This is a genomic window from Streptomyces sp. NPDC002564, from assembly GCF_042889645.1.
Lineage (GTDB): Bacteria > Actinomycetota > Actinomycetes > Streptomycetales > Streptomycetaceae > Streptomyces.
The window spans coordinates 107,184-129,033 of the sequence record NZ_JBIARE010000002.1 but is presented as its reverse complement, the minus strand read 5'-3'; the positions used below and the strand labels follow the sequence as shown (position 1 = coordinate 129,033).

16 protein-coding genes and 1 pseudogene are annotated in these 21,850 nt (G+C 73.0%); 7 read left to right on the top strand and 10 right to left on the bottom strand.

Going from position 1 to position 21,850, the window contains the following annotated elements; all coding sequences use genetic code 11:
- The first annotated feature begins 129 nt into the window (after positions 1-129).
- A complete protein-coding gene (idi, locus tag ACFYXE_RS07415; protein WP_389309917.1) occupies positions 130-723 on the top strand; it encodes an isopentenyl-diphosphate Delta-isomerase in 594 nt (197 codons plus the stop codon).
- Between the two features lie 15 nt (positions 724-738).
- Here the strand turns inward: idi and ACFYXE_RS07410 are convergent, their stop codons facing one another.
- Complete coding sequence (locus tag ACFYXE_RS07410; RefSeq protein ID WP_361169980.1) at positions 739-1,215, bottom strand: ATP-binding protein; 477 nt, start codon at positions 1,213-1,215, stop codon at positions 739-741.
- A 129-nt stretch (positions 1,216-1,344) separates the two neighbouring features.
- Positions 1,345-1,995 (bottom strand): DUF308 domain-containing protein, encoded by a 651-nt coding sequence (locus ACFYXE_RS07405; protein WP_361169888.1) that lies wholly within the window; start codon positions 1,993-1,995, stop codon positions 1,345-1,347.
- 112 nt (positions 1,996-2,107) lie between these two features.
- Between ACFYXE_RS07405 and ACFYXE_RS07400 the strand changes: the two genes are divergently transcribed.
- Positions 2,108-2,860, top strand: coding sequence for an enoyl-CoA hydratase/isomerase family protein (locus ACFYXE_RS07400; protein ID WP_389309913.1), 753 nt, complete (start codon positions 2,108-2,110; stop codon positions 2,858-2,860).
- Positions 2,861-2,879: 19 nt separating this feature from the next.
- Here the strand turns inward: ACFYXE_RS07400 and ACFYXE_RS07395 are convergent, their stop codons facing one another.
- Both ACFYXE_RS07395 and ACFYXE_RS07390 read right to left on the bottom strand, forming a co-directional pair.
- Positions 2,880-3,512, bottom strand: coding sequence for a DJ-1/PfpI family protein (locus ACFYXE_RS07395; RefSeq protein WP_389309910.1), 633 nt, complete (start codon positions 3,510-3,512; stop codon positions 2,880-2,882).
- Positions 3,513-3,558: 46 nt separating this feature from the next.
- Entirely contained in the window at positions 3,559-4,524 is a 966-nt protein-coding gene (locus ACFYXE_RS07390) for a GlxA family transcriptional regulator (protein ID WP_389309907.1), read from the bottom strand.
- A gap of 115 nt (positions 4,525-4,639) precedes the next feature.
- On the opposite strand from ACFYXE_RS07390, the gene ACFYXE_RS07385 reads away from it, so the two are divergent.
- The 3 genes and pseudogenes from ACFYXE_RS07385 to ACFYXE_RS07375 all read left to right on the top strand — a co-directional run bounded on the left by ACFYXE_RS07385 (position 4,640) and on the right by ACFYXE_RS07375 (position 8,379).
- Complete coding sequence (locus ACFYXE_RS07385; RefSeq protein ID WP_389309905.1) at positions 4,640-5,530, top strand: hypothetical protein; 891 nt, start codon at positions 4,640-4,642, stop codon at positions 5,528-5,530.
- A 140-nt stretch (positions 5,531-5,670) separates the two neighbouring features.
- Positions 5,671-5,790, top strand: a pseudogene (locus tag ACFYXE_RS07380) (LPFR motif small protein); the annotation flags it as partial.
- Between the two features lie 111 nt (positions 5,791-5,901).
- The gene (locus tag ACFYXE_RS07375) at positions 5,902-8,379 is read left to right on the top strand and encodes a Tex family protein (protein ID WP_389309902.1); all 2,478 of its coding nucleotides are present in this window, start codon (positions 5,902-5,904) and stop codon (positions 8,377-8,379) included.
- A gap of 303 nt (positions 8,380-8,682) precedes the next feature.
- Here the strand turns inward: ACFYXE_RS07375 and ACFYXE_RS07370 are convergent, their stop codons facing one another.
- The 5 genes from ACFYXE_RS07370 to ACFYXE_RS07350 form a co-directional block, all read right to left on the bottom strand.
- Entirely contained in the window at positions 8,683-10,326 is a 1,644-nt protein-coding gene (locus ACFYXE_RS07370; protein WP_389309900.1) for an ABC-F family ATP-binding cassette domain-containing protein, read from the bottom strand.
- A gap of 782 nt (positions 10,327-11,108) precedes the next feature.
- Entirely contained in the window at positions 11,109-12,140 is a 1,032-nt protein-coding gene (locus tag ACFYXE_RS07365) for an oxidoreductase (RefSeq protein ID WP_389309898.1), read from the bottom strand.
- A gap of 238 nt (positions 12,141-12,378) precedes the next feature.
- A complete protein-coding gene (locus tag ACFYXE_RS07360) occupies positions 12,379-14,013 on the bottom strand; it encodes a BCCT family transporter (protein WP_389311359.1) in 1,635 nt (544 codons plus the stop codon).
- Between the two features lie 182 nt (positions 14,014-14,195).
- Complete coding sequence (locus tag ACFYXE_RS07355) at positions 14,196-15,476, bottom strand: M14 family metallocarboxypeptidase (protein WP_389309896.1); 1,281 nt, start codon at positions 15,474-15,476, stop codon at positions 14,196-14,198.
- Positions 15,473-17,443 carry a Xaa-Pro dipeptidyl-peptidase gene (locus ACFYXE_RS07350; protein ID WP_389309894.1) on the bottom strand — a complete coding sequence of 657 codons (1,971 nt, stop codon included), beginning with the start codon at positions 17,441-17,443 and terminating at the stop codon, positions 15,473-15,475. The genes ACFYXE_RS07355 and ACFYXE_RS07350 overlap by 4 nt, the downstream gene beginning before the upstream one ends.
- 202 nt (positions 17,444-17,645) lie before the next feature.
- Here ACFYXE_RS07350 and ACFYXE_RS07345 point away from each other — a divergent pair, with 202 nt between their 5' ends.
- Positions 17,646-19,148: a M1 family metallopeptidase gene (locus tag ACFYXE_RS07345; RefSeq protein WP_389309891.1), complete on the top strand. Its 1,503-nt coding sequence runs from the start codon at positions 17,646-17,648 to the stop codon at positions 19,146-19,148.
- 54 nt (positions 19,149-19,202) lie between these two features.
- On the opposite strand, the gene ACFYXE_RS07340 is transcribed toward ACFYXE_RS07345, so the two are convergent.
- Positions 19,203-20,123 carry an oxygenase MpaB family protein gene (locus ACFYXE_RS07340; protein WP_389309888.1) on the bottom strand — a complete coding sequence of 307 codons (921 nt, stop codon included), beginning with the start codon at positions 20,121-20,123 and terminating at the stop codon, positions 19,203-19,205.
- A 176-nt stretch (positions 20,124-20,299) separates the two neighbouring features.
- On the opposite strand from ACFYXE_RS07340, the gene ACFYXE_RS07335 reads away from it, so the two are divergent.
- Positions 20,300-21,760 (top strand): aldehyde dehydrogenase family protein, encoded by a 1,461-nt coding sequence (locus ACFYXE_RS07335; protein ID WP_389309885.1) that lies wholly within the window; start codon positions 20,300-20,302, stop codon positions 21,758-21,760.
- The last annotated feature ends 90 nt before the right edge of the window (positions 21,761-21,850 follow it).

The following is a 21,850-nucleotide window of genomic DNA, read 5'->3' as shown; positions in this document are numbered from 1 at the left end:
CCCCGCGCGAGCCCGCGCCGCACGCCCCTTCGTGCCCCGACGGGGCGGGACATGCGGGCCCCGAGAGTGCCCGGGGCGTCCGGAACGTACGGCAGACTTGGGGGCCGAAGACCGAAGCGAAGGATGGGTATGCCGATCACACCTGCCACCGCGGCGAACAGCTCGTCGAACGGCACCGGAGAAGCGATCTTGCTCGAACTCGTCGACGAGGACGGCAGGACGATCGGCACGGCGGAGAAGCTCGCCGCCCATCAGGCGCCCGGGCAGCTGCACCGGGCGTTCTCCGTCTTCCTCTTCGACGAGCAGGGCCGGCTGCTGCTCCAGCAGCGCGCCCTCGGCAAGTACCACTCCCCCGGTGTCTGGTCGAACACCTGCTGCGGCCACCCCTACCCGGGCGAGGCCCCGTTCGCCGCGGCCGCCCGGCGCACCTTCGAGGAGCTCGGCGTCTCGCCGTCGCTGCTCGCCGAGGCGGGCACCGTGCGCTACAACCACCCGGACCCGGAGTCGGGCCTGGTGGAGCAGGAGTTCAACCACCTGTTCGTGGGGATGGTGCAGTCGCCGCTGCGGCCCGACCCCGAGGAGATCGGCGCGACGGCCTTCGTGACGGCCGCGGAGCTGGCCGAGCGGCACGAGAAGGACCCCTTCTCGGCGTGGTTCATGACCGTCCTCGACGCGGCTCGGCCGGCCGTCAGGGAGCTCACGGGCCCCTCCGCGGGCTGGTAGCCGCCCGCCGGGGCGTCAGTCTCCGTGCGGCTTCAGGGGCAGGGCCGCCCAGATGACCTTGCCCCCGCTCGCGGTGTGCTCGACGTCGCAGGCGCCGCCCGCCTCCTGGGTGATCTCACGGACCAGCAGGAGTCCCCTGCCGCCCGTCTGCCCGTGGTCCGCGACCAGGGCCGTCGGCCGGTAGGGGTGGTTGTCCTCGACGGACACCCGCACCCACTCCGCGCCGACCGCGACCTCCACCGCCAGCATCGGTGAGAGCAGGGCCGCGTGCCGCACCGCGTTGGTCACCAGCTCGGAGACGATGAGCAGCAGCCCCTGCACGAGGTCGTCCGACGCCGGTACGCCCTGCCGGGCCAGCAGGTCCCGCACCGCGTGCCGCGCCTGCGGCACGGAGGCGTCGACGGCGGGGGCGGTGAAGCGCCACACCCCCTCGTACGGCACGTTCCCGTCGCCGCCGGAGAGCGGGCCGGGCCCCCTCCCGCGGTTCTCCATCGTCCGGTCGCCGTCCTCGCGCTCGATTGTCGCCACACATCGAGTGTTGGGAACGCGCTGGTCCGTACCGCGCCACTGACCAGAAGTCAGCGACTATCGACGGGTTTTGACCGGCCTCGCATGACGTCGTCAGTCGTGCGACTGATCCTGCTCCCGTTGTTTTGGCTTCAAGCTTTCTTCAGGTTGTACGAGGCTGACGATGCGGCGCCCGCCGATGCCGGTGGCGATCAGGCCCAGGCCGTCGAAGAGCAGCGCCAGGGAGAAGAAGCAGCCGATGACGTACTGGCTGCTGCTGGGCCAGCCGGCCAGCACCAGGATGCCGATCAGCAGGCCGAACACGCCCTGCAGCAGCGTCAGGGCGAACTGCGGGCCGCGCACCACGAGGCTGCCGACCAGCCGGAAGACACCGCCCGTGAGGAAGAGCAGGGCGGCGAACATGGTCAGCGCCTCGGCCGCCACGTCGGGCCTGCGGATGATGACGACGCCCGCCGCGAGGTTCAGCGCGGCGACCACCACGCCCAGCCAGAAGAAGTTGGTGCCCCGCGACTGGACGGCGTGCAGCAGGCCCACGACACCGCCGACGAGCAACAGCCAGCCGAACAGGAGCATCGAGGTCAGGGTGGCGACACCGGTGTAGACGAGCCCGACGAGTCCGGCCGCCGCCAGGATCACCCCGAGCAGGGCGAGCCAGCCGAAGCTGCGGCTCAGCCGGGCACCCTGGGCTCCGGCGCCGCGGGGATCGGTGGGACTGGCGGTTGCGGCATCCTTGCGTCCGGCCATCAGCGTCTCCGTCTCGCTCGGCAGAGCCTTGTGCGCCCTACGGTCCCTTGTGCGCCTTTTGTTCCACCCCTTCTTGATCGTACGTTCGAGTAGGGCGGATAGCATCCGGCGCATGGAGCCCCAGCTGCGGCACACCGTCACGGACGGCGTCGCCACCGTCCTCATCGACCATCCCGCCAAGCGCAACGCCATGACGGCCGACATGTGGCGCCAGGTGCCGCCGCTGTGCGCGCTGCTCGCCGCCGACCCCGCCGTGCGCGCCGTCGTCCTCACCGGCGCGGGCGACACCTTCTGCGCGGGCGCCGACATCTCCTCGCTGCGCGGGTCGTCGGGCGCGGCGCAGGACCTCGCGGTACGCGCCGAGGAGGCGCTCGCCGCCTTCCCCAAGCCGACGCTCGCGGCGGTACGGGGCTACTGCGTGGGCGGCGGCGCCCAGCTGGCGGGGGCGTGCGACCTGCGGTTCGCGGACGAGGGCGCCTCCTTCGGGGTCACACCCGCCAAACTGGGCATCGTCTACCCGGCCTCGTCCACCCGGCGGCTGGTCTCCCTGGTGGGGCCGTCCACCGCCAAGTACCTGCTCTTCTCCGGCGAGTTGATCGACGCGGCACGGGCGCTGCGCACCGGCCTGGTCGACGAGGTGCTGCCCGCGGGCGACCTGGACAAGCGGGTCGCGGAGTTCACCCGGGTGCTCGCCGCCCGCTCCCAGCTGACCCAGGCGGCGGCCAAGGAGTTCGCCGACGGGCGCAGGGACCGGGACGCGTACTGGCCCGGCCAGGCCCGGGAGAGCAGCGACACCGCCGAGGGCGTCGCCGCCTTCCTGGAGCGCAGGCAGCCGCGGTTCACCTGGACCCCGTCGGCCGACTGACCGGGCCTGCGGCCCGCCGTCACTGCCCGAAGCGGCTCCGGTCGCGGAACATGGCGACGAGGTGCGCGGGCGCCTTCTCGGGGGAGCCCGCGTCGTAGGGCGGCATGGGGTCGTACTCGGTCAGGAGCTGGACGCTCTGCGCGTGCTCGTCGCCCGCGATCCGCCCCGCGAGGGCGAGGCCCATGTCGATGCCCGCGGAGACCCCGGCCCCGGTCACGTACTTGCCGTCGAAGACGACCCGCTCCCCCGTCGACCGCACGCCGAGCCGGTCCAGCTCGGCGAGGGCCAGCCAGTGCGAGGTGGCGCGGCGGCCCGTCAGGAGGCCCGCCGCGGCCAGCGCGAGGGAGCCGGTGCACACCGAGGTCGTCCAGGTGGTCGTGGCGTCGACCGCGCGGAGCCAGCCGAGCAGCGCCTCGTTCTCCATCTGGTCGCTCTGCCCGGGGCCGCCGGGCACCACCACGATGTCGGGGCTGCGCACCTCGTCGAAGGACCTGTCGGCGACGAGCGCGAGGCTGCCGTTGTCGTCGCGGACCGGTCCCACCTGCTCGGCCACGAAGACGGTCTCGGCGCCCGGCAGGCCGACGAGCGTCTGGTAGGGGCCGATGGCGTCCAGGACGGTGAAGCGCTCGTACAGGGCGATGGCGATCTGCATGGTGTCCCTATCGGTGGGAGGGGCGGTATTGGTGGGAGGGCGGGGGTTACTGGTGGGCCGGGCGGAAGCGGCGGCGGTACTCGGCGGGGGCCGTGCCCAGCGCCTTGACGAAGGCGCGTCGCATGGCCTCGGGCGTGCCGTAGCCGCAGGCGCGGGAGATCTCCTCGACCCCGTCGGAGGTGTCCTCCAGGAGCCGGCGGGCGTGTTCGACGCGGACGCGCTCGACGTACCTGCCCGGCGTCTGTCCGGTGTCCGCCTGGAAGGCACGGGCGAAGTGCCGGGGCGAGAGCCGGGCGCGGGCGGCGAGCGCGTCGACCGACAGGTCGTCGGCGGGGTGCTCGGTGATCCACTGCTGCACCTCGCGCAGCGGCTCGCGCCGCGCCGTCTGCGCGGCGAGCTGGACGCTGAACTGCGCCTGGTTGCCCGGACGGCGCAGGAACACCACGAGATGGCGGGCGACCGTGAGCGCCACCTCGCGGCCCAGGTCCTCCTCCACGAGCGCCAGCGCGAGATCGATGCCCGCGGTGACCCCGGCGGACGTGGCGACATGGCCGTCGCGCACGTAGATGGGGTCCGGGTCGACCTCGACGCCCGGGTGGTCCCTGGCCAGCCGCTCGCAGTACGCCCAGTGCGTCGTCACCCGGCGCCCCTCCAGCAGGCCCGCCTCGGCGAGGCGGATCGCGCCGGTGCAGACGGACACCAGGCGCTCGGCGCGCGGGCCGTGCTCGCGCAGCCAGGCGGTGAGCCCCGGGTCCCGGCCGCGGGTGCCGTGACCGCCCGGCACGAGCAGCGTGTGCGGGACGGGCGCGTCCGCCAGCGCCATGTCGGGGACCACGGTCAGCCCGCTGGACGTGCGGACCGGGCCGCCGCCCAGGGAGGCGGTGCGCACGAGGTAGCCCTCCTGGGGGTCGCCCAGGGTGAGGCCCGCTCCCGTGAACACCTCCACGGGACCCGTGACATCCAGGCTCTGCACGTCGTCGAAGAGGACGACCAGAACGGTTCGCTGCGCCATGTCCTCGATTCTTCGCCCGGCGGTGGATGTCCGCAATGACGAGGACCCCACCTTTCCTGCCATACCGGTGAACCACCCCACGACCTGCATACCGACCAGTAGGTAACGTGCAGCCATGACCTCTTCGACGACCTCCTCCCCGGCCGCCGCGCTCCAGCCGACAGCCGGGCGCCGCTGTCACACCGTGCTCAATTCGCTGCACTCGACGCACTACTTCTCCCCCGACACGGGACGCGAGCTCGGCGAGCTGGGGATCACCCACCGCAGCGCCGTCAACTTCGCCGTGCGCTCTGCGGCGTTCGGGCCCGTCGGCCCCGGTGTCGTGACCGCCGCCTTCTACAACTACGACCACGAGCTGGTCGCCGCGCACGTGCCGCGGATCTGGCGGACCGCCTCCCCCGAGGACGTACTCGCCGCGCGGCTGCGGGCCGTCGACACCACGCTGCGCCGGCTCCTCGGCGACGACCTCGTCGCCTCCCCGGAGATGGCCGAGGCCGCGGACCTCGCGCTGCGCGCCGCCGAGGCCTGCGACCGCTCGGCCCGCCCGCTCTACGCGGCCCACGCCGACCTGCCCGTGCCCGAGGCCCCGCACCTCGCCTACTGGCACGCGGCGACCCTGCTGCGCGAGCACCGGGGCGACGGGCACGTGACGGTCCTGCTCGGCGCCGGGCTCAGCGGCATCGAGGCGCTGGTGAGCCACACCGCGACCGGCAAGGGCATGACACCGAAGTGGATCTTCACCACCCGTGGCTGGAGCCAGGAGCAGTGGCGGGCCGCCGGGGACCGGCTGCGCTCCCGCGGACTGCTCGACGCGGAGAACGAGTTGACGGAGGACGGCGTGGCGCTGCGCCGGGACATCGAGGCGGAGACGGACCGGCTGGACCGCGCGCCGTACGAGCACCTGGGCGCGGCGGGCGTCGAACGGCTGACGGAGCTCGGCACGCTCTTCATCGGGACGGCGATGCAGGCGGGGGCGTTCCCCGCGGATCTGCTCGGCAAGCGCTGAGCGTCGGGCGCGTGGCCGGGAACGGTCGATCGGGCGGCGGTGCGCGGGCCGGGACGCATGGCTTTCGGGCAGCGAGGTACCCGGGTGCCGTCCGGCCCGCCGACTCCGGTGGCGTCGGCGGCACGAGAAGGGGAGTTCTCATGTTCCGAGCCATCGCCGACGTCCTGCGCCAGATAGCCGGCGCCATCGCCACCGTCGTCACCCTGCCGTTCCGGGCCGCGGCCCGGCTGTTCGGCGGAGCTTCCCGTTCCGGCAGGTCGGGCGGCCGGGGCGGCGGACGCGCCGGACGGTCCCGACGGGTCTGACCACCCGCTGTCGGCGTCACCTGCCACAATTGCCCGGCAACCTCAGCGAGAAGGCGGTACCGGAACGTGGCAGCTTTGAAGACGTCCACCCCAGCATCCATCGAAGGCAGGATCGCCGAGGAGCTCGGCGTGCGGGAGCGGCAGGTGAAGGCCGCCGTCGACCTGCTCGACGGCGGGTCCACGGTGCCCTTCATCGCGCGCTACCGCAAAGAAGCGACCGAGATGCTCGACGACGCGCAGCTGCGCACGCTCGAGGAGCGGCTGCGCTATCTGCGCGAGCTGGAGGACCGGCGTGCCGCGATCCTCGACTCGGTCCGTGAGCAGGGCAAGCTCACCGACGAGCTGGAGGCCCGGATCCGCGAGGCGGACACCAAGGCGCGGCTCGAGGACATCTACCTGCCCTTCAAGCCGAAGCGGCGCACGAAGGCGCAGATCGCCCGCGAGGCGGGGCTCGAGCCGCTGGCCGACGGGCTGCTGACCGACCCGACCGTCGAACCCCAGGCCGCGGCGGCCGCGTTCGTCGACGCCGACAAGGGCGTCGCGGACCCGCAGGCCGCCCTGGACGGCGCCCGGGCCATCCTCGCCGAGCGGTTCTCCGAGGACGCCGACCTCATCGGCGAGCTGCGCGAGCGGATGTGGGTACGCGGCCGCCTCGCCGCGAAGGTCCGGGACGGCAAGGAGGAGGCGGGCGCCAAGTTCGCCGACTACTTCGACTTCGCCGAGCCCTTCACCGAGCTGCCCTCGCACCGGATCCTCGCCATGCTGCGCGGCGAGAAGGAAGACGTCCTCGACCTCGTCCTGGAGCCCGAGGAGGCCACCGAGGGCCCGTCCTCGTACGAGGGCCTCGTCGCCCACCGCTTCGGCGTCGCCGACCGCGGCCGCGCGGCCGACAAGTGGCTGCAGGACACCGTGCGGTGGTCCTGGCGGACCCGGATCCTCGTGCACCTCGGGATCGACCTGCGCCTGCGCCTGCGCACGGCCGCCGAGGACGAGTCCGTGCGGGTCTTCGCGTCCAACCTGCGCGACCTGCTGCTCGCCGCGCCCGCGGGCACCCGCGCGACGCTGGGCCTCGACCCCGGGTTCCGTACGGGGGTGAAGGTCGCCGTCGTCGACGCCACCGGCAAGGTCGTCGCGACCGACACGATCCACCCGCACGTCCCGGCGAACAAGTGGGACCAGGCCCTCGCCACGCTCGCCGGTCTCGCCCAGGCCCACGCGGTCGACCTGATCGCCATCGGCAACGGCACGGCGTCCCGCGAGACCGACAAGCTCGCCGCCGAACTCATCACCAAGCACCCCGAGTTGAACCTCACCAAGGTGATGGTCTCCGAGGCGGGCGCCTCCGTGTACTCGGCGTCGGCCTTCGCCTCGCAGGAGCTCCCCGACCTGGACGTCTCCATCCGCGGCGCGGTCTCCATCGCGCGGCGGCTGCAGGACCCGCTGGCCGAGCTCGTGAAGATCGACCCGAAGTCGATCGGCGTCGGCCAGTACCAGCACGACCTGTCCGAGGTGAAGCTCTCCCGCTCGCTCGACGCGGTCGTCGAGGACTGTGTGAACGGCGTCGGCGTGGACGTGAACACCGCGTCCGCCCCGCTCCTCGCGCGCGTGTCCGGCATCGGCGCGGGCCTCGCGGAGAACATCGTGGCGCACCGCGACGCCAACGGCCCGTTCAAGAGCCGCAAGGGCCTCAAGGACGTGGCCAGGCTCGGCCCGAAGGCGTACGAGCAGTGCGCGGGCTTCCTGCGCATCCGCGGCGGCGACGACCCGCTGGACGCCTCCAGCGTCCACCCCGAGGCGTATCCCGTGGTGCGCAAGATGGTGAAGTCGGCGGGCGGGGAGGTCGCGTCGCTGATCGGCAACACGGCGACGCTGCGCTCGCTGAAGCCGGACGCGTTCGTGGACGACGTCTTCGGACTGCCCACGGTCACCGACATCCTCAGGGAGCTGGAGAAGCCCGGGCGCGACCCGCGCCCTGCCTTCAAGACGGCGACCTTCAAGGACGGCGTGGAGAAGATCTCCGACCTGGCGTCCGGGATGGTCCTGGAGGGCGTCGTCACAAACGTGGCCGCGTTCGGGGCGTTCGTGGACGTGGGCGTCCACCAGGACGGCCTGGTGCACGTGTCCGCCATGTCGAAGACCTTCGTCAAGGACCCGCGCGACGTCGTCAAGCCCGGTGACATCGTCAAGGTCAAGGTCATGGACGTCGACATCCCGCGCAAGCGGATCTCGCTGACGCTGCGTCTGGACGACGAGGCGGCGGCCCCCGGCGAGGACGGCGGCCAGCCCCGGCGCGGCGGACGCCCGCCGCAGCAGCGTCAGCAGCAAGGGCAACAGGGGCAGCAGGGGCGGAGTGGCGGGCAGGGCCAGGGTGGCGGCGGCCAGGGACAGCGGAGCGGGCAGGGCCAGCGGGGTGGCCAGGGGCAGCGGGGCGGGCAAGGTCAGCGCGGTGGGCAGCGTCCGCAGCGGCAGGGGCCGCCGCCGGCCAACGACGCGATGGCCGACGCGCTGCGGCGTGCGGGGCTCGTGGATCCCGGGCGGCGCTGAGTCGTGCGGGGCGCTCGGCGTGGGGTCTTCGACCTGGCGCCGAGCGTGGTCCGTCCGTGGGGGCGGGGGTGTTCCGTCCGTGGGGGCGGGTGGCGTTCCGTCCGTGGGGGCGGGTGGCGTTCCGTCCGTGGGAGTGGGGGCGTTCCGTCCTTGAGGGCGGATGGCGTTCCGCCCGTGGGGGCGGATGGCGTTCCGCCCGTGGGGGTGGGGGCGTTCCGTCCTTGAGGGCGGGGGGCGTTCCGCCCGTGGGGGCGGATCGCGTTCCGTCCGCGGCGGCGTTCCGCCCGTGAGGGTGGGGTGCGGTCAGAGTGGGAGTTCTGCCACCTTGCCCTCCGCGACCTCCAGGCGGCGCGTCACCCGGACCGCGTCGAGCATCCTGCGGTCGTGAGTGACCAGCAGCAGCGTCCCCTCGTAGGCCTCCAAGGCCTCCTCCAACTGCTCGATCGCGGGCAGGTCGAGGTGGTTCGTCGGCTCGTCGAGCACGAGGAGGTTGACGCCGCGCCCCTGCAGCAGCGCGAGGCCCGCGCGGGTCCGCTCACCCGGCGAGAGCGTGGCCGCCGAGCGCAGCACATGGTCCGCCTTCAGGCCGAACTTGGCCAGCAGCGTGCGGACTTCGGCGGGCTCCGTGTCGGGGACGGCCGCGCAGAACGCGTCGAGCAGCGACTCCTCGCCGTGGAACAGCGCGCGGGCCTGGTCGACCTCGCCGACCAGGACACCCGAGCCCAGGGCCGCGTGGCCCGCGTCCAGCGGGGCGCGCTCCAGAAGGGCCGCCAGCAGCGTCGACTTGCCCGCGCCGTTCGCGCCCGTGATGGCCACGCGGTCCGCCCAGTCGATCTGCAGCGTGACGGGGCCCAGCGTGAACGCCTCGCGGTGCACCTCGGCCTCCCGCAGGCTCGCCACGACCGATCCGGAGCGCGGGGCCGAGGCGATCTCCATGCGGAGCTCCCACTCCTTGCGGGGCTCCTCGACGACGTCGAGGCGCTCGATCATCCGCTGCGTCTGGCGCGCCTTGGCCGCCTGCTTCTCGCTGGCCTCGCTGCGGAACTTCCGGCCCAGCTTGTCGTTGTCGCCCGCCTTGCGGCGGGCGTTCTTGACGCCCTTGTCCATCCAGGAGCGCTGCATCTGGGCGCGGCCCTGCAGCGCGGCCTTCTTGTCCGCGTACTCGTCGTACTCGTCGCGGGCGTGCCGCCGGGCCGTCTCGCGCTCCTCCAGATAGGCGTCGTAGCCGCCGCCGTAGAGGTTGATCTGCTGCTGGGCCAGGTCGAGTTCGAGGACCTTGGTGACGGTGCGGGTGAGGAACTCGCGGTCGTGGCTGACCACGACGGTGCCAGCGCGCAGGCCCCGTACGAAGCTCTCCAGGCGTTCCAGGCCCGCCAGGTCGAGGTCGTTGGTCGGCTCGTCCAGGAGGAAGACGTCGTAGCGGGAGAGCAGGAGGGAGGCGAGGCCCGCGCGGGCCGCCTGGCCGCCCGACAGCGAGGTCATCGGCTGGTCCAGGCTCACGGCGAGGCCGAGGGAGTCGGCGGTCTCCTCGGCGCGGTCGTCCAGGTCGGCGCCGCCGAGGGCGAGCCAGCGCTCCAGGCTGGTGGCGTACGCGTCGTCGGCGCCCGGGGCGCCGTCCACGAGGGCCTGGGTGGCTTCGTCCATGACGCGCTGGGCCTCGGTCACGCCGGTGCGGCCGGACAGGAAGGCGCGGATGGTCTCGCCGGGGCGGCGGTCCGGCTCCTGGGGGAGGTGCCCGACGGACGCGCCGGGGGGTGAGAGCCTCAGCTCTCCCCCTTCGGGGGCGTCCACTCCGGCGAGCAGGCGCAACAGGGTGGACTTGCCCGCTCCGTTGGCTCCGACCAGGCCGATGACGTCGCCGGGGGCGACGACCAGGTCAAGGCCGGAGAAGAGGGTGCGGTCGCCGTGGCCGGCGGCGAGGTCTTTGGCGACGAGGGTTGCGGTCATCAAGGGGTGATTGTACGGGCGGGGGCGCCTTGGGCGGGGTTCGCCTTCTCTTCGGTGGGTGGGGCGGGGCCGCGGGGGTATGTACGTACTCGCTATCCCTGCGCCCCGCTGCACGAACAAAGACGCCATTGTTTCCTCGGTGCTCCGTGCGCACATACCCCCACGTCCCCTCGCGTCTCGCGTGCGGGTGCGGCCCGGTGGGGGGCCGGTCCACAAATCCCCTCGTCCTGAGGGGTAAGGGAATTCCCCCACCCACCCGCCCCCTCCCGGCACCGGGGCAGGACTCACCCGCCCCCACTCCCAGCACACCCCCGCCCCCGCCGCACGACATAGGCCAGCCCCGCCCACCCGTACTTCTCACCGCACGACACAGGCCAGCCCCACCCACCCGTACAGTGCAGGCCACGCCCGCTCCCCCCCCCCTGCTCCCACCGCACGACGCAGACCACCCCACGCCCACCCCTGCTCCCGCCGCACGACACAAGCCACCCCCGCCCACCGCAAACTCCCACCGCACAGCGCGGGCCCCCGCCCACTCCCACTTGCGCCGGACAGCCCCGCCCACTCTCGCCCCCACCACACGGTGCCGGTCAGCCCCACCCACCGACTCCCGCCACACGGCGCAGGCCACCCCCACCCCCGTCGGACGGCGTGGGCCAGACCGTTCGCACCTGCTCCCGCCGGGCGTTGCGGGGTAAACGGGTGGGTGGGTGGGAAAGGTCCGCCGCGGAGCGGCGGGGGTGTTGGGGGTGCAGGGGAAGTCCCGGGCGGTCGGGGATACGTCAGTGGGGTAGGCGGGTCGTCAGGACGTTCGTGGACGTTCGGGCCACCACGTAGGCCTCGCCCTTCGTCGTCTTCGGCGGCAGGGGGACCACGTGGTCGCCGGGGGCAAGGACCTCGTCGAGGAGCTCCGTCGTGCGGGTTCGGGAGAGGCGGTCCAGGCGGTACGTGGTCAGCCGGACCCGGCACGTGGAGGTGACGGAGACCTCCGCCGCGCGGGGCCCCGCCGCGAGCCGGACGAGCCGGCGCTGTTCCCGGGGGCTGCGGTCCAGCGCGTACTCGATCTGGGCGACCAGGAGCGGGATGATCGGCGCGAGGCCGTCGACGTAGGCGACCTCGACCCCGGCGAGGTCGAAGGCGGTGCGTACGGACTGCCGGGTCGCGTCGGGGACCGCGCGGCCGAAGGCGACCGCCCTGTAGGTGCGGAGTTCGTCGGCGGGGACCCCCGCCGCGTCCGCCGCGATCTCCGCGCCGACACCGATCGTCCGCAGCGCCGCCGCGAGCTTCGCGAGGAGCGCCACCCGCGCCCCGATCAGCAGCACCCGGCGCCGCGCCTGCGGCTCGTCCGCGGCGAGCAACTGGTCGAGCGCCGCCCGGTATTCGGTACCGCGGAAACGGAACGGCCCTATGCCGTGGTAGCCGTTGAGGGAGAGGTCGGCGGGTTCGGCCGTCTGCCAGGCGAAGTCGCGCCAGACGAAGTCGTCGCTGCCGTCGGCGCTCTTCTCGATCACCGCCGTGACCGCGCCGCACTCCAGGCCCTCGCACTCGGGGCACCCGTATATGACGTACCGCCCGTCGCCCAGCGGCGCCCGCGCCTCCAGGAGCAGTCGGCGGACATGCGCGGTGAAGATCGCCGGCGGGATGTCGGCGGCCAGCGGCGACACCGCGTCGAGGTCGGCGAGCTGGAACAGCAGGGGGCGCCCATTCACGATGAAGTCGACGAAATCACGGTGCACTTGGTAGTCACCGTTGGCGAGAACTCCACCGGCGCGCATGGCCGGTGCCAGACCGAAGGTCGCGTACTCGGCAGACATGCTTGGAGTATCCCCACCCGTGGGGTGATGTGAGCACGGCGTCGCGCATCTCGGGACGGGGGATGCTGGTGTGATCGAGGTGGGCGCGGGGGCGCCGCTCCCACCACGGACGACGTGCCGGCGGGCCCGGTCGGCGGCGTACGCGTGGTCGAGGGCGTACGCGTGGGGACGCGGCTGGACGGACGCGCGCAGGAGGCGGCGCCCCGGTGGGGGCGCCGCCTCCTGAAGGGTGGGTCGGTCAGCGGCTCCCGGCCGCGGTGCTGCCCGACTCCTGGCCGTCGCCGTTGTCGTCCTGGGCGGGGCCGATCCGGAGCTCGAACTCGCCGTCGTACTGCTCGTGGCCCGCGATCACGGCCTTCTCGACGGCCTCCGTGCCGTGCTCACCGCGCACGATCAGCGGGTCGTGGCGCAGGTCGCGCATCAGGGACACGCACATGCCGATCATCACGAGGGTGAACGGCGCCGCCACCAGGATCGTGAGGTTGCGCAGGCCGGTCAGCGCGTCGTCCGAGCCGTCGCCGATGAGCAGCATGATCGCGCCGACGGCGCCGGTCACGATGCCCCAGAAGATCACGACGAACCGGCCGGGTTCGAGGGCGCCCTTCTGGGAGAGCGTGCCCATCACGATGGACGCCGCGTCGGCGCCCGAGACGAAGAAGATGCCGACGAGGATCATCACGAGCAGGCTGGTGACGGTCGCGATCGGGTACTCGTGCAGCAGGCCGAACAGCTGGGCCTCCTGCGTCGTCTCGCCCTTGAGCCCGCCGCGCTCGGCGACGGTCATGGCGCTGCCGCCGAACACCGCGAACCAGATGAGGCTGACGGTGCTGGGCACCAGGATGACGCCGCCGACGAACTGACGGATCGTACGGCCGCGGCTGATGCGCGCGATGAACATGCCGACGAAGGGCGTCCAGGAGATCCACCAGGCCCAGTAGAAGACCGTCCAGCCGCTCAGCCAGTCCGCGACGCCCTTGCCGCTGGACGCCTCGGTGCGGCCGATCAGCTGGGGAAGGTCGTCGAGGTAGGCGCCGAGGGACGTCGGCAGCATGTCGAGGATGATGACCGTGGGGCCCGCGATGAAGACGAACACCACGAGGATCGCGGCGAGCACCATGTTGATGTTCGACAGCCACTGCACGCCCTTCTCCACACCGGAGACGGCCGATGCCACGAAGGCGAGGGTGAGCACCGCGATGATCACGACGAGCAGGCCGGTGCTCGCCTCGTCCATCCAGTCGAGCACCTCGATGCCGCTGCCGATCTGCAGGGCGCCGAGGCCCAGGGACGCGGCCGAGCCGAAGAGGGTGGCGAAGATGGCCAGGATGTCGATGACCCGGCCCCACGCCCCGCGGGCGTGCTTCGTGCCGATGAGCGGCTCGAAGACGGCGCTGATGGTCTGCCGGCGGTTGCGCCGGAAGGTGCTGTACGCGATGGCGAGGCCCACGACCGCGTAGATCGCCCAGGGGTGCAGCGTCCAGTGGAAGAGGGTGGTGGCCATCGCGGTCTCCATGCCCGCGGCGGCGTCGGCCGGGTCGGTGCCCGGCGGCGGCGAGGTGAAGTGGGCCAGGGGCTCGCTCACGCCGTAGAACATCAGGCCGATGCCCATGCCCGCGCTGAACATCATGGCGACCCAGGAGACGGTCCGGAACTCCGGTTCCTCGCCCTCCTTGCCGAGGGTGATCTTCCCGTACCGGCTGACGGCCAGCCAGAGCGCGAAGACGACGAAGCCCGTCGCGGTCAGCATGAAGAACCAACCGCCGTTGTGCATCAGACCGTTGAGCATGTCCGTGGAGACATCCTGCAGCGAGTCCGTCGCCACCGCGCCCCACACCACGAACGCGAGGGTGAACAGGGCGGTGACGCCGAACACCACCCGGTCCGTCTGGGGGGACCGGTCGCCGTGGGCGGGCGCCGCGGCCTCCCCTGGCGCCCCTCCCCCGTCGTCCGCTTTCTGAGGTTCCTGCGTCACAGGTGACACCTTTCAAGGAGTCGGATACGTCGAGACTTTGTTCTCCGTTACCCCCTACCACATGTGACGCACATCTCACCTGCTCAACAGGTCATGTCGGGCCGACCTGTGACCATGTGATACGGCGCCCGCTCGTCGAGGAGCAGCGGCACCAGGGCCCGGGCGGACTGCCGCAGCGGGACGTAGGCGCCGGACTTCCGGTGCTTCACGGCGACGCCGTGCAGGGCCAGTTCGTCCTTGATGTCGCGGTACTGGGCGGCGTCGAGACGGTAGCCGCAGGGCGGGTCCTGGATGATCTCGGACGGTTCGGCGCGGTCGTTGTCGGCGCCGCCGACGTAGACCGGGCCGCGGTCGCGGTAGCCCTTCGCGCGGGACGCGTCGGTGGCGGCCTCCAGGCGGCCGCGGTGTTCGTCGGTGAACGCGGCGAGCCCGCCGAGCGCGGAGCGCTGGGAGGCCACGCGGCGCCGGTTGTTCAGCGCCTCGTCCTTCTTCTCCGCGTCGGTGAGCGGGTCGACGCGGCTCTCGATGAGCAGGCCGGCGGCGTGCTTGAGGCCGGACATGTTGCGCAGGATGCGTTCCTGGCCGTCCCCCGCGGTCTGCTTGACGGGGTCGCCGGTGACCGGGTCGGTCCAGATGCCGTAGGTGCCCGTGGTGTACCCGTCACGCCCGGCGGCCGGGCGCACGTACGCCTTCGACAGGGTCTCCGCCTCGTCGTGCACGGCCCGGTCGGTGTTCAGGTTGCGCGGCCAGAGGTCGAACAGGTCCTTGTCGTAGTACTTGGGGGTGGCGCCGTACTCGTGCAGGTCGTAGATGACGTCGGGCTCGCGGTCGCGGATGACGGCGGCCATGGCGCGGGCCTCCGCGGTCTGCAGGGCGAGGTGGTCGCGGTTGATGTCGACGCCGTCGGAGTTGCCGCGGGTGTCGGCCGCGCGGCCGTCCGGGTTGGCGGTGGGCACGACCAGGAGGGTGGTGCGGCTCAGGAAGCGCCGGGTCTGCTTGTCCTTCGCGTACGCCAGGTCGCGGATCGTGGACAGACAGGCCTCGCGGCCCGACGGTTCGTCCCCGTGCTGGCTGCAGATCAGCAACACGGTGTTCTCGGCGCGCCGTTCGCCGATGCGGACGAGCTGGACCGGCCGGTCCTTCTTCGTGGTGCCGATGCGGGTCACCGAGACGCGGTCGGTGGCCCGGTCCACGGCGGCCAGCAGCTCCTGTTCCTCGGGCTGGCTGGTCCAGCGCGCGCCGTCGCTCTCCTCGAATCCGGTACGCGGCGGCTTCGGCGTCGCCTGCGCGGGCGCCGTCACGAGGGGTGCGGCGAGGGCCGCGGTGGCGCAGGCGAGCGCCAGGGTGCGGATGCGGGGTGTCATGAAGTGCTGCCTCCGGGGACGGGGTTGAGCGGACGCGGCGGGGCCACGCCGTCGAGACGGGACGGGCGCGGGGTGACGGACGGGCCGGTGGTGAACGCGTCGGCGCCGCCGACCAGCGGCAGCTTGGCCGAGGTGCGGGCCAGGTCGAGGGCCAGGGTCGGGGTGTCGGCGGGCGGTTCGATGAGGTTCCGGTCGGTGCCCGCGATGATCAGGGCGAGCCGGTGGCCCTTGGGCACGACGTGGTCGCTCGCGGCGAGCCGGAGCGTGATGGTGTGCGCCTTGCCCGGGGTGAGCGGGCGGCCGTGTCCGGGGTCGGCCCAGGTGCCGAGGTCGGCCCAGCCGCGGCTGAAGACGGTGTAGTCGACGGCGGCGGTCCTGGCCCGCGTCTCCTTGAAGCAGGAGCTGTCCCCCGTGGTGCTCGCGCCCCAGCAGGTGCGCTCGGGCAGCGTGGTGATGCCCTCGCCCGCGGCCGCGTAGTCGCGGATGGTGTCGGGGCCGAGGTCGACGAGGACCGCGGACAGGTGCGCGGTGCGGGTCGTCGGGGTCGCGGTGACGGTCACCGTGGAGGAGCCGGAGAGCCGCAGGTCGCGGGTGAGCGGCGCGGTGCTGAAGCCGGCCTTGCCGGGAGTCGACGTGTCGACCTGGGCGGCCCAGTCCGTCTCGCTCAGGCGCCGGTCGTCGGTGAAGGTCTCGGTGCCCTTGCCGCGGCGCGGGCCGAGGACGCCGACGCCGGGCGCGGTGCCCTTGGCCGGGTGGAGCCGGACGGTGCCGGTGCCGCGCGGCGGCCAGACCCGGTCGGTGGTCCAGCGGTCGGGGGCGCGCTCGATGTCGGCCATCGGCTCGCGGTCGATGCCGTTGTCGTAGCCGAGGAGTTCGTGGTCGAACCAGCGGTGCAGGGTGCGCACCCAGTCGGCGCGGCGCAGGTCGAAGGGGTCGACGTGGCCCGCCTGGCTGAGCCAGAGCTTGCGCGCGACGCCGTGTTCGGCGAGGGCGTCCCACCACTGGCCGAAGTGCTTGGTGCGGACGTTGAGGTCCTGCATGCCGTGGACGGCGAAGACGCTGGCGCGCACCTTGCCGGCGTCCGGCACGTGGTCGCGCTCGCTCCACAGGCGGGTCCAGTCGCCGGAGCGGGGCGCCCCGTCGACCAGGCGCTGGTGCACGGCGCCGCAGCGGGCGCGGGCCTCGGGGCTCTGGACGGCGTCCGCCAGTCCGTCGGGGCCGCTGCCGAAGAGCGGGGCGCCCTGGGCGAAGTAGTAGTCGTACCAGGAGGAGATGGCGCCGATGGGCACGATCGTCTTCAGGCCCTTGACGCCGGTGGCGGCCACGCCGTTGGCGACGGTGCCGTCGTAGCTCTTGCCGATCATCCCGGTGGCGCCGTTGGTCCAGGTGGCCGTGGCGCGCTGGGTGCCGGTGCGGCTGGTGTAGCCGCGGCCGCGGCCGTTCAGCCAGTCGACGACGGCCTCGGCGGACCGGACGTCGGAGCGGCCGCCGACGTCGACGCAGCCGTCGGAGCGGTTGGTGCCCGCGAGGTCGACCGCGACGTAGCCGTAGCCGCGCGGGACGAAGTAGTTGTCGTAGTAGAGCGGGAACCGCACCGGGTTCCCGTCGGCGTCGTACGTCTTCTTCTGGCTCTCGTTGCCGCGCCCGCAGCAGGAGTAGTACGGGCTGGCGTCCATGATCACGGGTATCCGGCGGCCCGTGCGGTCGAGTTCGCGGGGGCGGACGATGTCGACGGCGACGCGGTCGGTCCTGCCGTCCGCGTCGCCGTCGAGCCGGGTGTCGACCCAGACGGACTCGCGTATCGCGTCGTCGTAGGAGTAGACGGGCGTGCTTTCGCGCGGGGGGCGCGGGGCCTGGCCGGCCCCCTGTGCCGCGCCCGGCGACATGAGGGTGGCGAGGAGGGCGGCGAGGGCCGCCGTCAGGAGTGTCCTCCACAGGAGGCGGGCGCGTCGCGCACGTATCGGCATGGCGCGGAAGGTACACCGGTGAACTCCCGCGCGACAGAGGGCCGCACGCGGCGCGGACAGGTGCGTGGGACATCAAGGCACATGTCGGCCGAATGGCGATCGTGTGACGTCCGGGGCCATGGACATGACGTGCGCGGGCGAGGCTGAATAGGCTCGTCGATCACGACGAACAGTTGTTGTGCCCCTACGACTTGGAGCTCTTGTGCACCGCAGACTCATCGCCCCGGGCGCGCTCGCTGCCTCTCTGCTGCTGGCGATCCCGGCATCGGCCGCGGACTTCACGCCCGGGGCCCCGGGCATCGGCGACCCCTACTACCCGGCGAGCGGCAACGGCGGATACGACGTCTCGCACTACGACCTGCGGCTGAAGTACCAGCCCGCGACGGACCTGCTGGAGGGTACGGCGACGCTGAACGCCAGGACCACCCAGGATCTCTCGCGCTTCAACCTCGACTTCGGTCTCACCGTGTCCGAGGTGCGGGTCAACGGCAAGAAGGCGAAGTTCGCGAGGACCGGCGACCAGGAGCTGGAGATCACGCCGTCGGCGGGGCTGCCCAAGGGCACCCCGGTCACGGTGGTCGTGCGCTACGCGGGCAAGCCGTCCGAGCTGAAGATCAACGGCTACACGGCCTGGCACCGGACGCCCGACGGCGGCGTGGCGGCCCAGGAGCCGGAGGCCGCCGTGTGGTGGTTCCCGTCCAACGACCACCCGCTGGACAAGGCCACGTACGACGTCTCGGTCTCGGTGCCGGACGGCACCCAGGCGATCTCCAACGGCGTGCTGCAGTCGCAGAGTTCGAAGCTGGGCTGGACCCGCTACAACTGGCGGTCGAACAAGCCGCAGGCCAGCTACCTCGCCACGCTCGCGGTCGGCAAGTTCGACATCACGACGGACAAGACCGAGAGCGGCCTGCCCGTCCTCAACGCCTACAGCAAGGACCTGGGCGACAACGCGGGCGCCGCGCGCGCCAGCATCGAGCGGACCACCGAGGTCACCGAGTGGCTGGAGACGGTCTTCGGGAAGTACCCGTTCAACGCGCTCGGCGGATACGTGCCGAACGTGAAGAGCAGCTACGCCCTGGAGACCCAGACGCGGCCCTTCTACAGCCCGGCCGCCTTCGCGGGCGGCTCCAACGCCTCGATCGTCGTCCATGAGATCGCCCACCAGTGGTACGGCGACAGCGTCTCCGTGGACGGCTGGAAGGACATCTGGATCAACGAGGGCTTCGCCCGCTACAGCCAGTGGCTGTGGTCGGAGAAGGAGGGCGAGGGCACGGCGCAGGAGCTCGCGGACTACGTGTACGCGCAGCGCCCCGCGGACGACCCGTTCTGGAAGGTGAAGCCGGGCGACCCGGGCCCGGACAACCAGTTCCACGGCGCGGTCTACGACCGGGGCGCGCTCGCCCTGCAGGCGCTGCGCAACGAGATCGGCGACGACGCGTTCTTCGCGATCCTCAAGGGCTGGCCGAAGAAGCACGCGTACGGCAACGCCAAGGTCGGCGACTTCGTGAAGTACGCCGAGAAGGTCTCGGGCAAGCCGCTGGCCGAGCTGTTCGACACCTGGCTCTACCAGCCGTCGCGCCCGGAGGCCCCGGCCGTCCGCGCCGCGGGCATCGCCCGGTCGGCGACCGCGCCCGCCAAGCCGAAGTCGTGGAAGCAGATCGCCGCGACGAACGGCGTGCACGGGCACGGGAACGGGCACTGACCTGACCTGACCTGACCTGACGCACGAACACCGCACGCCGCCGCGCCGCCGGGCTCACCGTCCGGCGGCGCGGTGGCGCGCGCGGGCCCTGCGGGCCTGCGGCAGATAGCGCAGCCGCTCCGGCAGAAGCGGCACCACCGTGCGCACCACCCGGCCGAAGCGGCGCAGCCGGCGCTCCTGGGCGGCCGTCCAGGGCAGGCCGATCGCCTCACGGGCGTCCGGGGGCATCAGCCCGATCGTGACGAAGCGGCGGAAGCGGGCCAGCGGGGGCAGCAGCAGCGGCCACAGGAGGCGGAGCACCGCGCGCAGCGGCCACGGCCCCCGGTCCGGCGGCGGGACGGACAGGTCGACGCCGGTCAGCTCGGCGGCGACGGCCGTGCACTCGATCTCCTCGGCGAGCGCCTTGCGGTAGAAGGGCCAGAACTCCTCGACGGTCTGCGGCATGTCCCGGTCGTGGATCCCGAGGATCCGGCCGACCTGGAGCCACTCCGCGTACAGCTGCCGTTCCTGTGCCCGGGTGAAGGGGCGGCCCAGATAGCGCTGCGCGTGCCGGTAGACCGGGAAGCCGGTGGCGTGGACCCAGGCGTAGTGGGCGGGTGTCAGCGCGTGGTAGCGGCGGCCGTGCGCGTCCGTGCCCCGGATGGTGCGGTGCAGCGCGCGCAGCCTGCGGCCCTCCGCGGCGGCCTCCTGCCCGCCGTACACCCACAGCAGGACCGACCGCACCGAGCGCTCGCCGCGCCCCCACGGGTCGGTGCGGAACACCGAGTGGTCGTCCACCCCGGCGCCGACGGCCGGGCGGGCGACCTGCAGGGCGAGGGCGGGCGGCAGCATGAGGACCATGCGGATGTCGCCCGCGATGCTCCAGAGAATGCCGCCGGGCGGGGGCGGGACGGGGTCGGCCCGCCCGTCCCGGTGCTCGCGGTCGTCCCGGCCGTCGCGGTCGTCGCGGTCGTCGCGGTCGTCGGCAGGGATCATGCGACGTGCTCCTCGAACGTGCCCGGTTTGTACGCGTTCCAGTATGCGACCGCCCCGGCCCGCCCCGGCCGCGGGGGTTCCGGTCGCGGCCCGTCGGGTACAGGCTGCTGGGCGCACGGCCGCCCGGTGCCCCGGCGCGGCCACGGCCCGACGAACTATCCCTGGAGCGCTGATTGATGGCCACATTCTCGGTACGTTCTCCCGCCACCGGAGACGTCATCGGCGAGCACCCGGTGGACGGCCCCGACGAGGTGACGGCGGCGGTCGCGGAAGCGCGCCGCGCGGCGGCCGGGTGGGCGGAGCTGGGCTGGGCGGGCCGCCGGGCGCGGCTGCTCGACTGGAAGCGGTCGCTGGCCCGGCGCATGGACGAGGTCGCCGACGCCGTCGTCGCCGAGACCGGCAAGCCGGTGCACGACGCGCGCGCCGAGGTGCTGCTCACGCTGGTGCACCTGGACTGGGCGGCCCGCAACGCGCGGCGCGTGCTGCGGGTGCGCCGGGTGTCCTCCGGGCTGCTCTCGTCCCACCAGAGCGCTCTGCTCGGCTACCGCCCGCTGGGTGTCGTCGGGGTCATCGGCCCGTGGAACTACCCGGTCTTCACCCCCATGGGCTCGATCGGTTACGCGCTCGCCGCCGGGAACGCCGTCGTCTTCAAGCCGTCCGAGCTGACCGCGGGGACCGGCGCGCTGCTCGCGTCGACCTTCGACGAGGCCGTGCCGGACTGCGCGGGGCTGCTGCGGACGGTCACCGGGCCGGGCTCGACGGGGGAGGCGCTCGCCGGGTCGGGTGTGGACAAGGTCGCCTTCACCGGGTCGCCGGGGACGGCGCGGAAGGTGGCCGAGGTCTGCGCCCGGTCCCTGACGCCGCTGCTCGCCGAGTGCGGCGGCAAGGACGCGGTGCTGGTGGGCGAGGACGCCGACCTCGACGAGGCGGCCGAGGCGATCGCGTGGGGCGCGATGGCGAACGCGGGGCAGACCTGCGCGGGCGTGGAGCGGGTGTACGCGGTGGCGTCGGTGCACGAGCGGCTGTGCGAGCTGATCGCCGCCAGGGCGGAATCGCTGGCCGCGGGGCAGGACTACGGGCCGATGACGCTGCCGACCCAGCTGGGCGTCGTGGAGCGGCACATGAAGGAGGCGCTGTCGGCGGGCGCGCGGACGGTGGCGGGCGGGCCCGAGGCGGTCGCCGCGCCGTTCGTGGAACCGGTGGTGCTGGTGGACGTCCCGGAGGACTCGCCCGCGATGACGGAGGAGACCTTCGGCCCGGTCGTCGTGGTCAACCGGGTGCGGGACCTGGACGAGGCGGTGGAGCGGGCCAACGCCGGCGCGTACGCGCTGGGCGCGAGCGTCTTCACCGGCTCGCGTGCCGCCGGACGCGCGGTGGCGCAGCGCCTCGACGCGGGGGCGGTGGCCGTCGGGTCGGTGCTGGGCTTCGCCGCCGTGCCCGCGCTGCCGTTCGGCGGCACGGGTGAGTCGGGGTACGGGCGGGTGCACGGCGCGGAGGGGCTGCGGGCGTTCGCGGTGGCCCGTTCGGTGACGGTCAAACGGTTCGCGCCGTACGCGGATCTGACGTCGTTCGCGACCGCGCCCGACAAGGCGGCGCGGGCGGTGGAGCTGGGACGCAGGCTGCACGCGCGGTTCTGAGACGCGGGGGCCGGGGACGACCGGGCCAGGCACGACCGGGCCAGCGACGATCGGGCCAGGCACGATCGGGCCAGGCACGATCGGGCCAGG

Bases quoted from the DNA above. Each gene is read 5' to 3' on its own strand.
- ACFYXE_RS07370 (WP_389309900.1), bottom strand. From the start codon at position 10,326: ATGACCGCAACCCTCGTCGCCAAAGACCTCGCCGCCGGCCACGGCGAC.
- ACFYXE_RS07395 (WP_389309910.1), bottom strand. From the start codon at position 3,512: ATGCAGATCGCCATCGCCCTGTACGAGCGCTTCACCGTCCTGGACGCC.
- ACFYXE_RS07340 (WP_389309888.1), bottom strand. From the start codon at position 20,123: ATGATCCCTGCCGACGACCGCGACGACCGCGACGACCGCGACGGCCGG.
- ACFYXE_RS07350 (WP_389309894.1), bottom strand. From the start codon at position 17,443: ATGCCGATACGTGCGCGACGCGCCCGCCTCCTGTGGAGGACACTCCTG.
- ACFYXE_RS07400 (WP_389309913.1), top strand. From the start codon at position 2,108: ATGGAGCCCCAGCTGCGGCACACCGTCACGGACGGCGTCGCCACCGTC.
- idi (WP_389309917.1), top strand. From the start codon at position 130: ATGCCGATCACACCTGCCACCGCGGCGAACAGCTCGTCGAACGGCACC.
- ACFYXE_RS07410 (WP_361169980.1), bottom strand. From the start codon at position 1,215: ATGGAGAACCGCGGGAGGGGGCCCGGCCCGCTCTCCGGCGGCGACGGG.
- ACFYXE_RS07390 (WP_389309907.1), bottom strand. From the start codon at position 4,524: ATGGCGCAGCGAACCGTTCTGGTCGTCCTCTTCGACGACGTGCAGAGC.
- ACFYXE_RS07385 (WP_389309905.1), top strand. From the start codon at position 4,640: ATGACCTCTTCGACGACCTCCTCCCCGGCCGCCGCGCTCCAGCCGACA.
- ACFYXE_RS07365 (WP_389309898.1), bottom strand. From the start codon at position 12,140: ATGTCTGCCGAGTACGCGACCTTCGGTCTGGCACCGGCCATGCGCGCC.
- ACFYXE_RS07355 (WP_389309896.1), bottom strand. From the start codon at position 15,476: ATGACACCCCGCATCCGCACCCTGGCGCTCGCCTGCGCCACCGCGGCC.
- ACFYXE_RS07405 (WP_361169888.1), bottom strand. From the start codon at position 1,995: ATGGCCGGACGCAAGGATGCCGCAACCGCCAGTCCCACCGATCCCCGC.
- ACFYXE_RS07335 (WP_389309885.1), top strand. From the start codon at position 20,300: ATGGCCACATTCTCGGTACGTTCTCCCGCCACCGGAGACGTCATCGGC.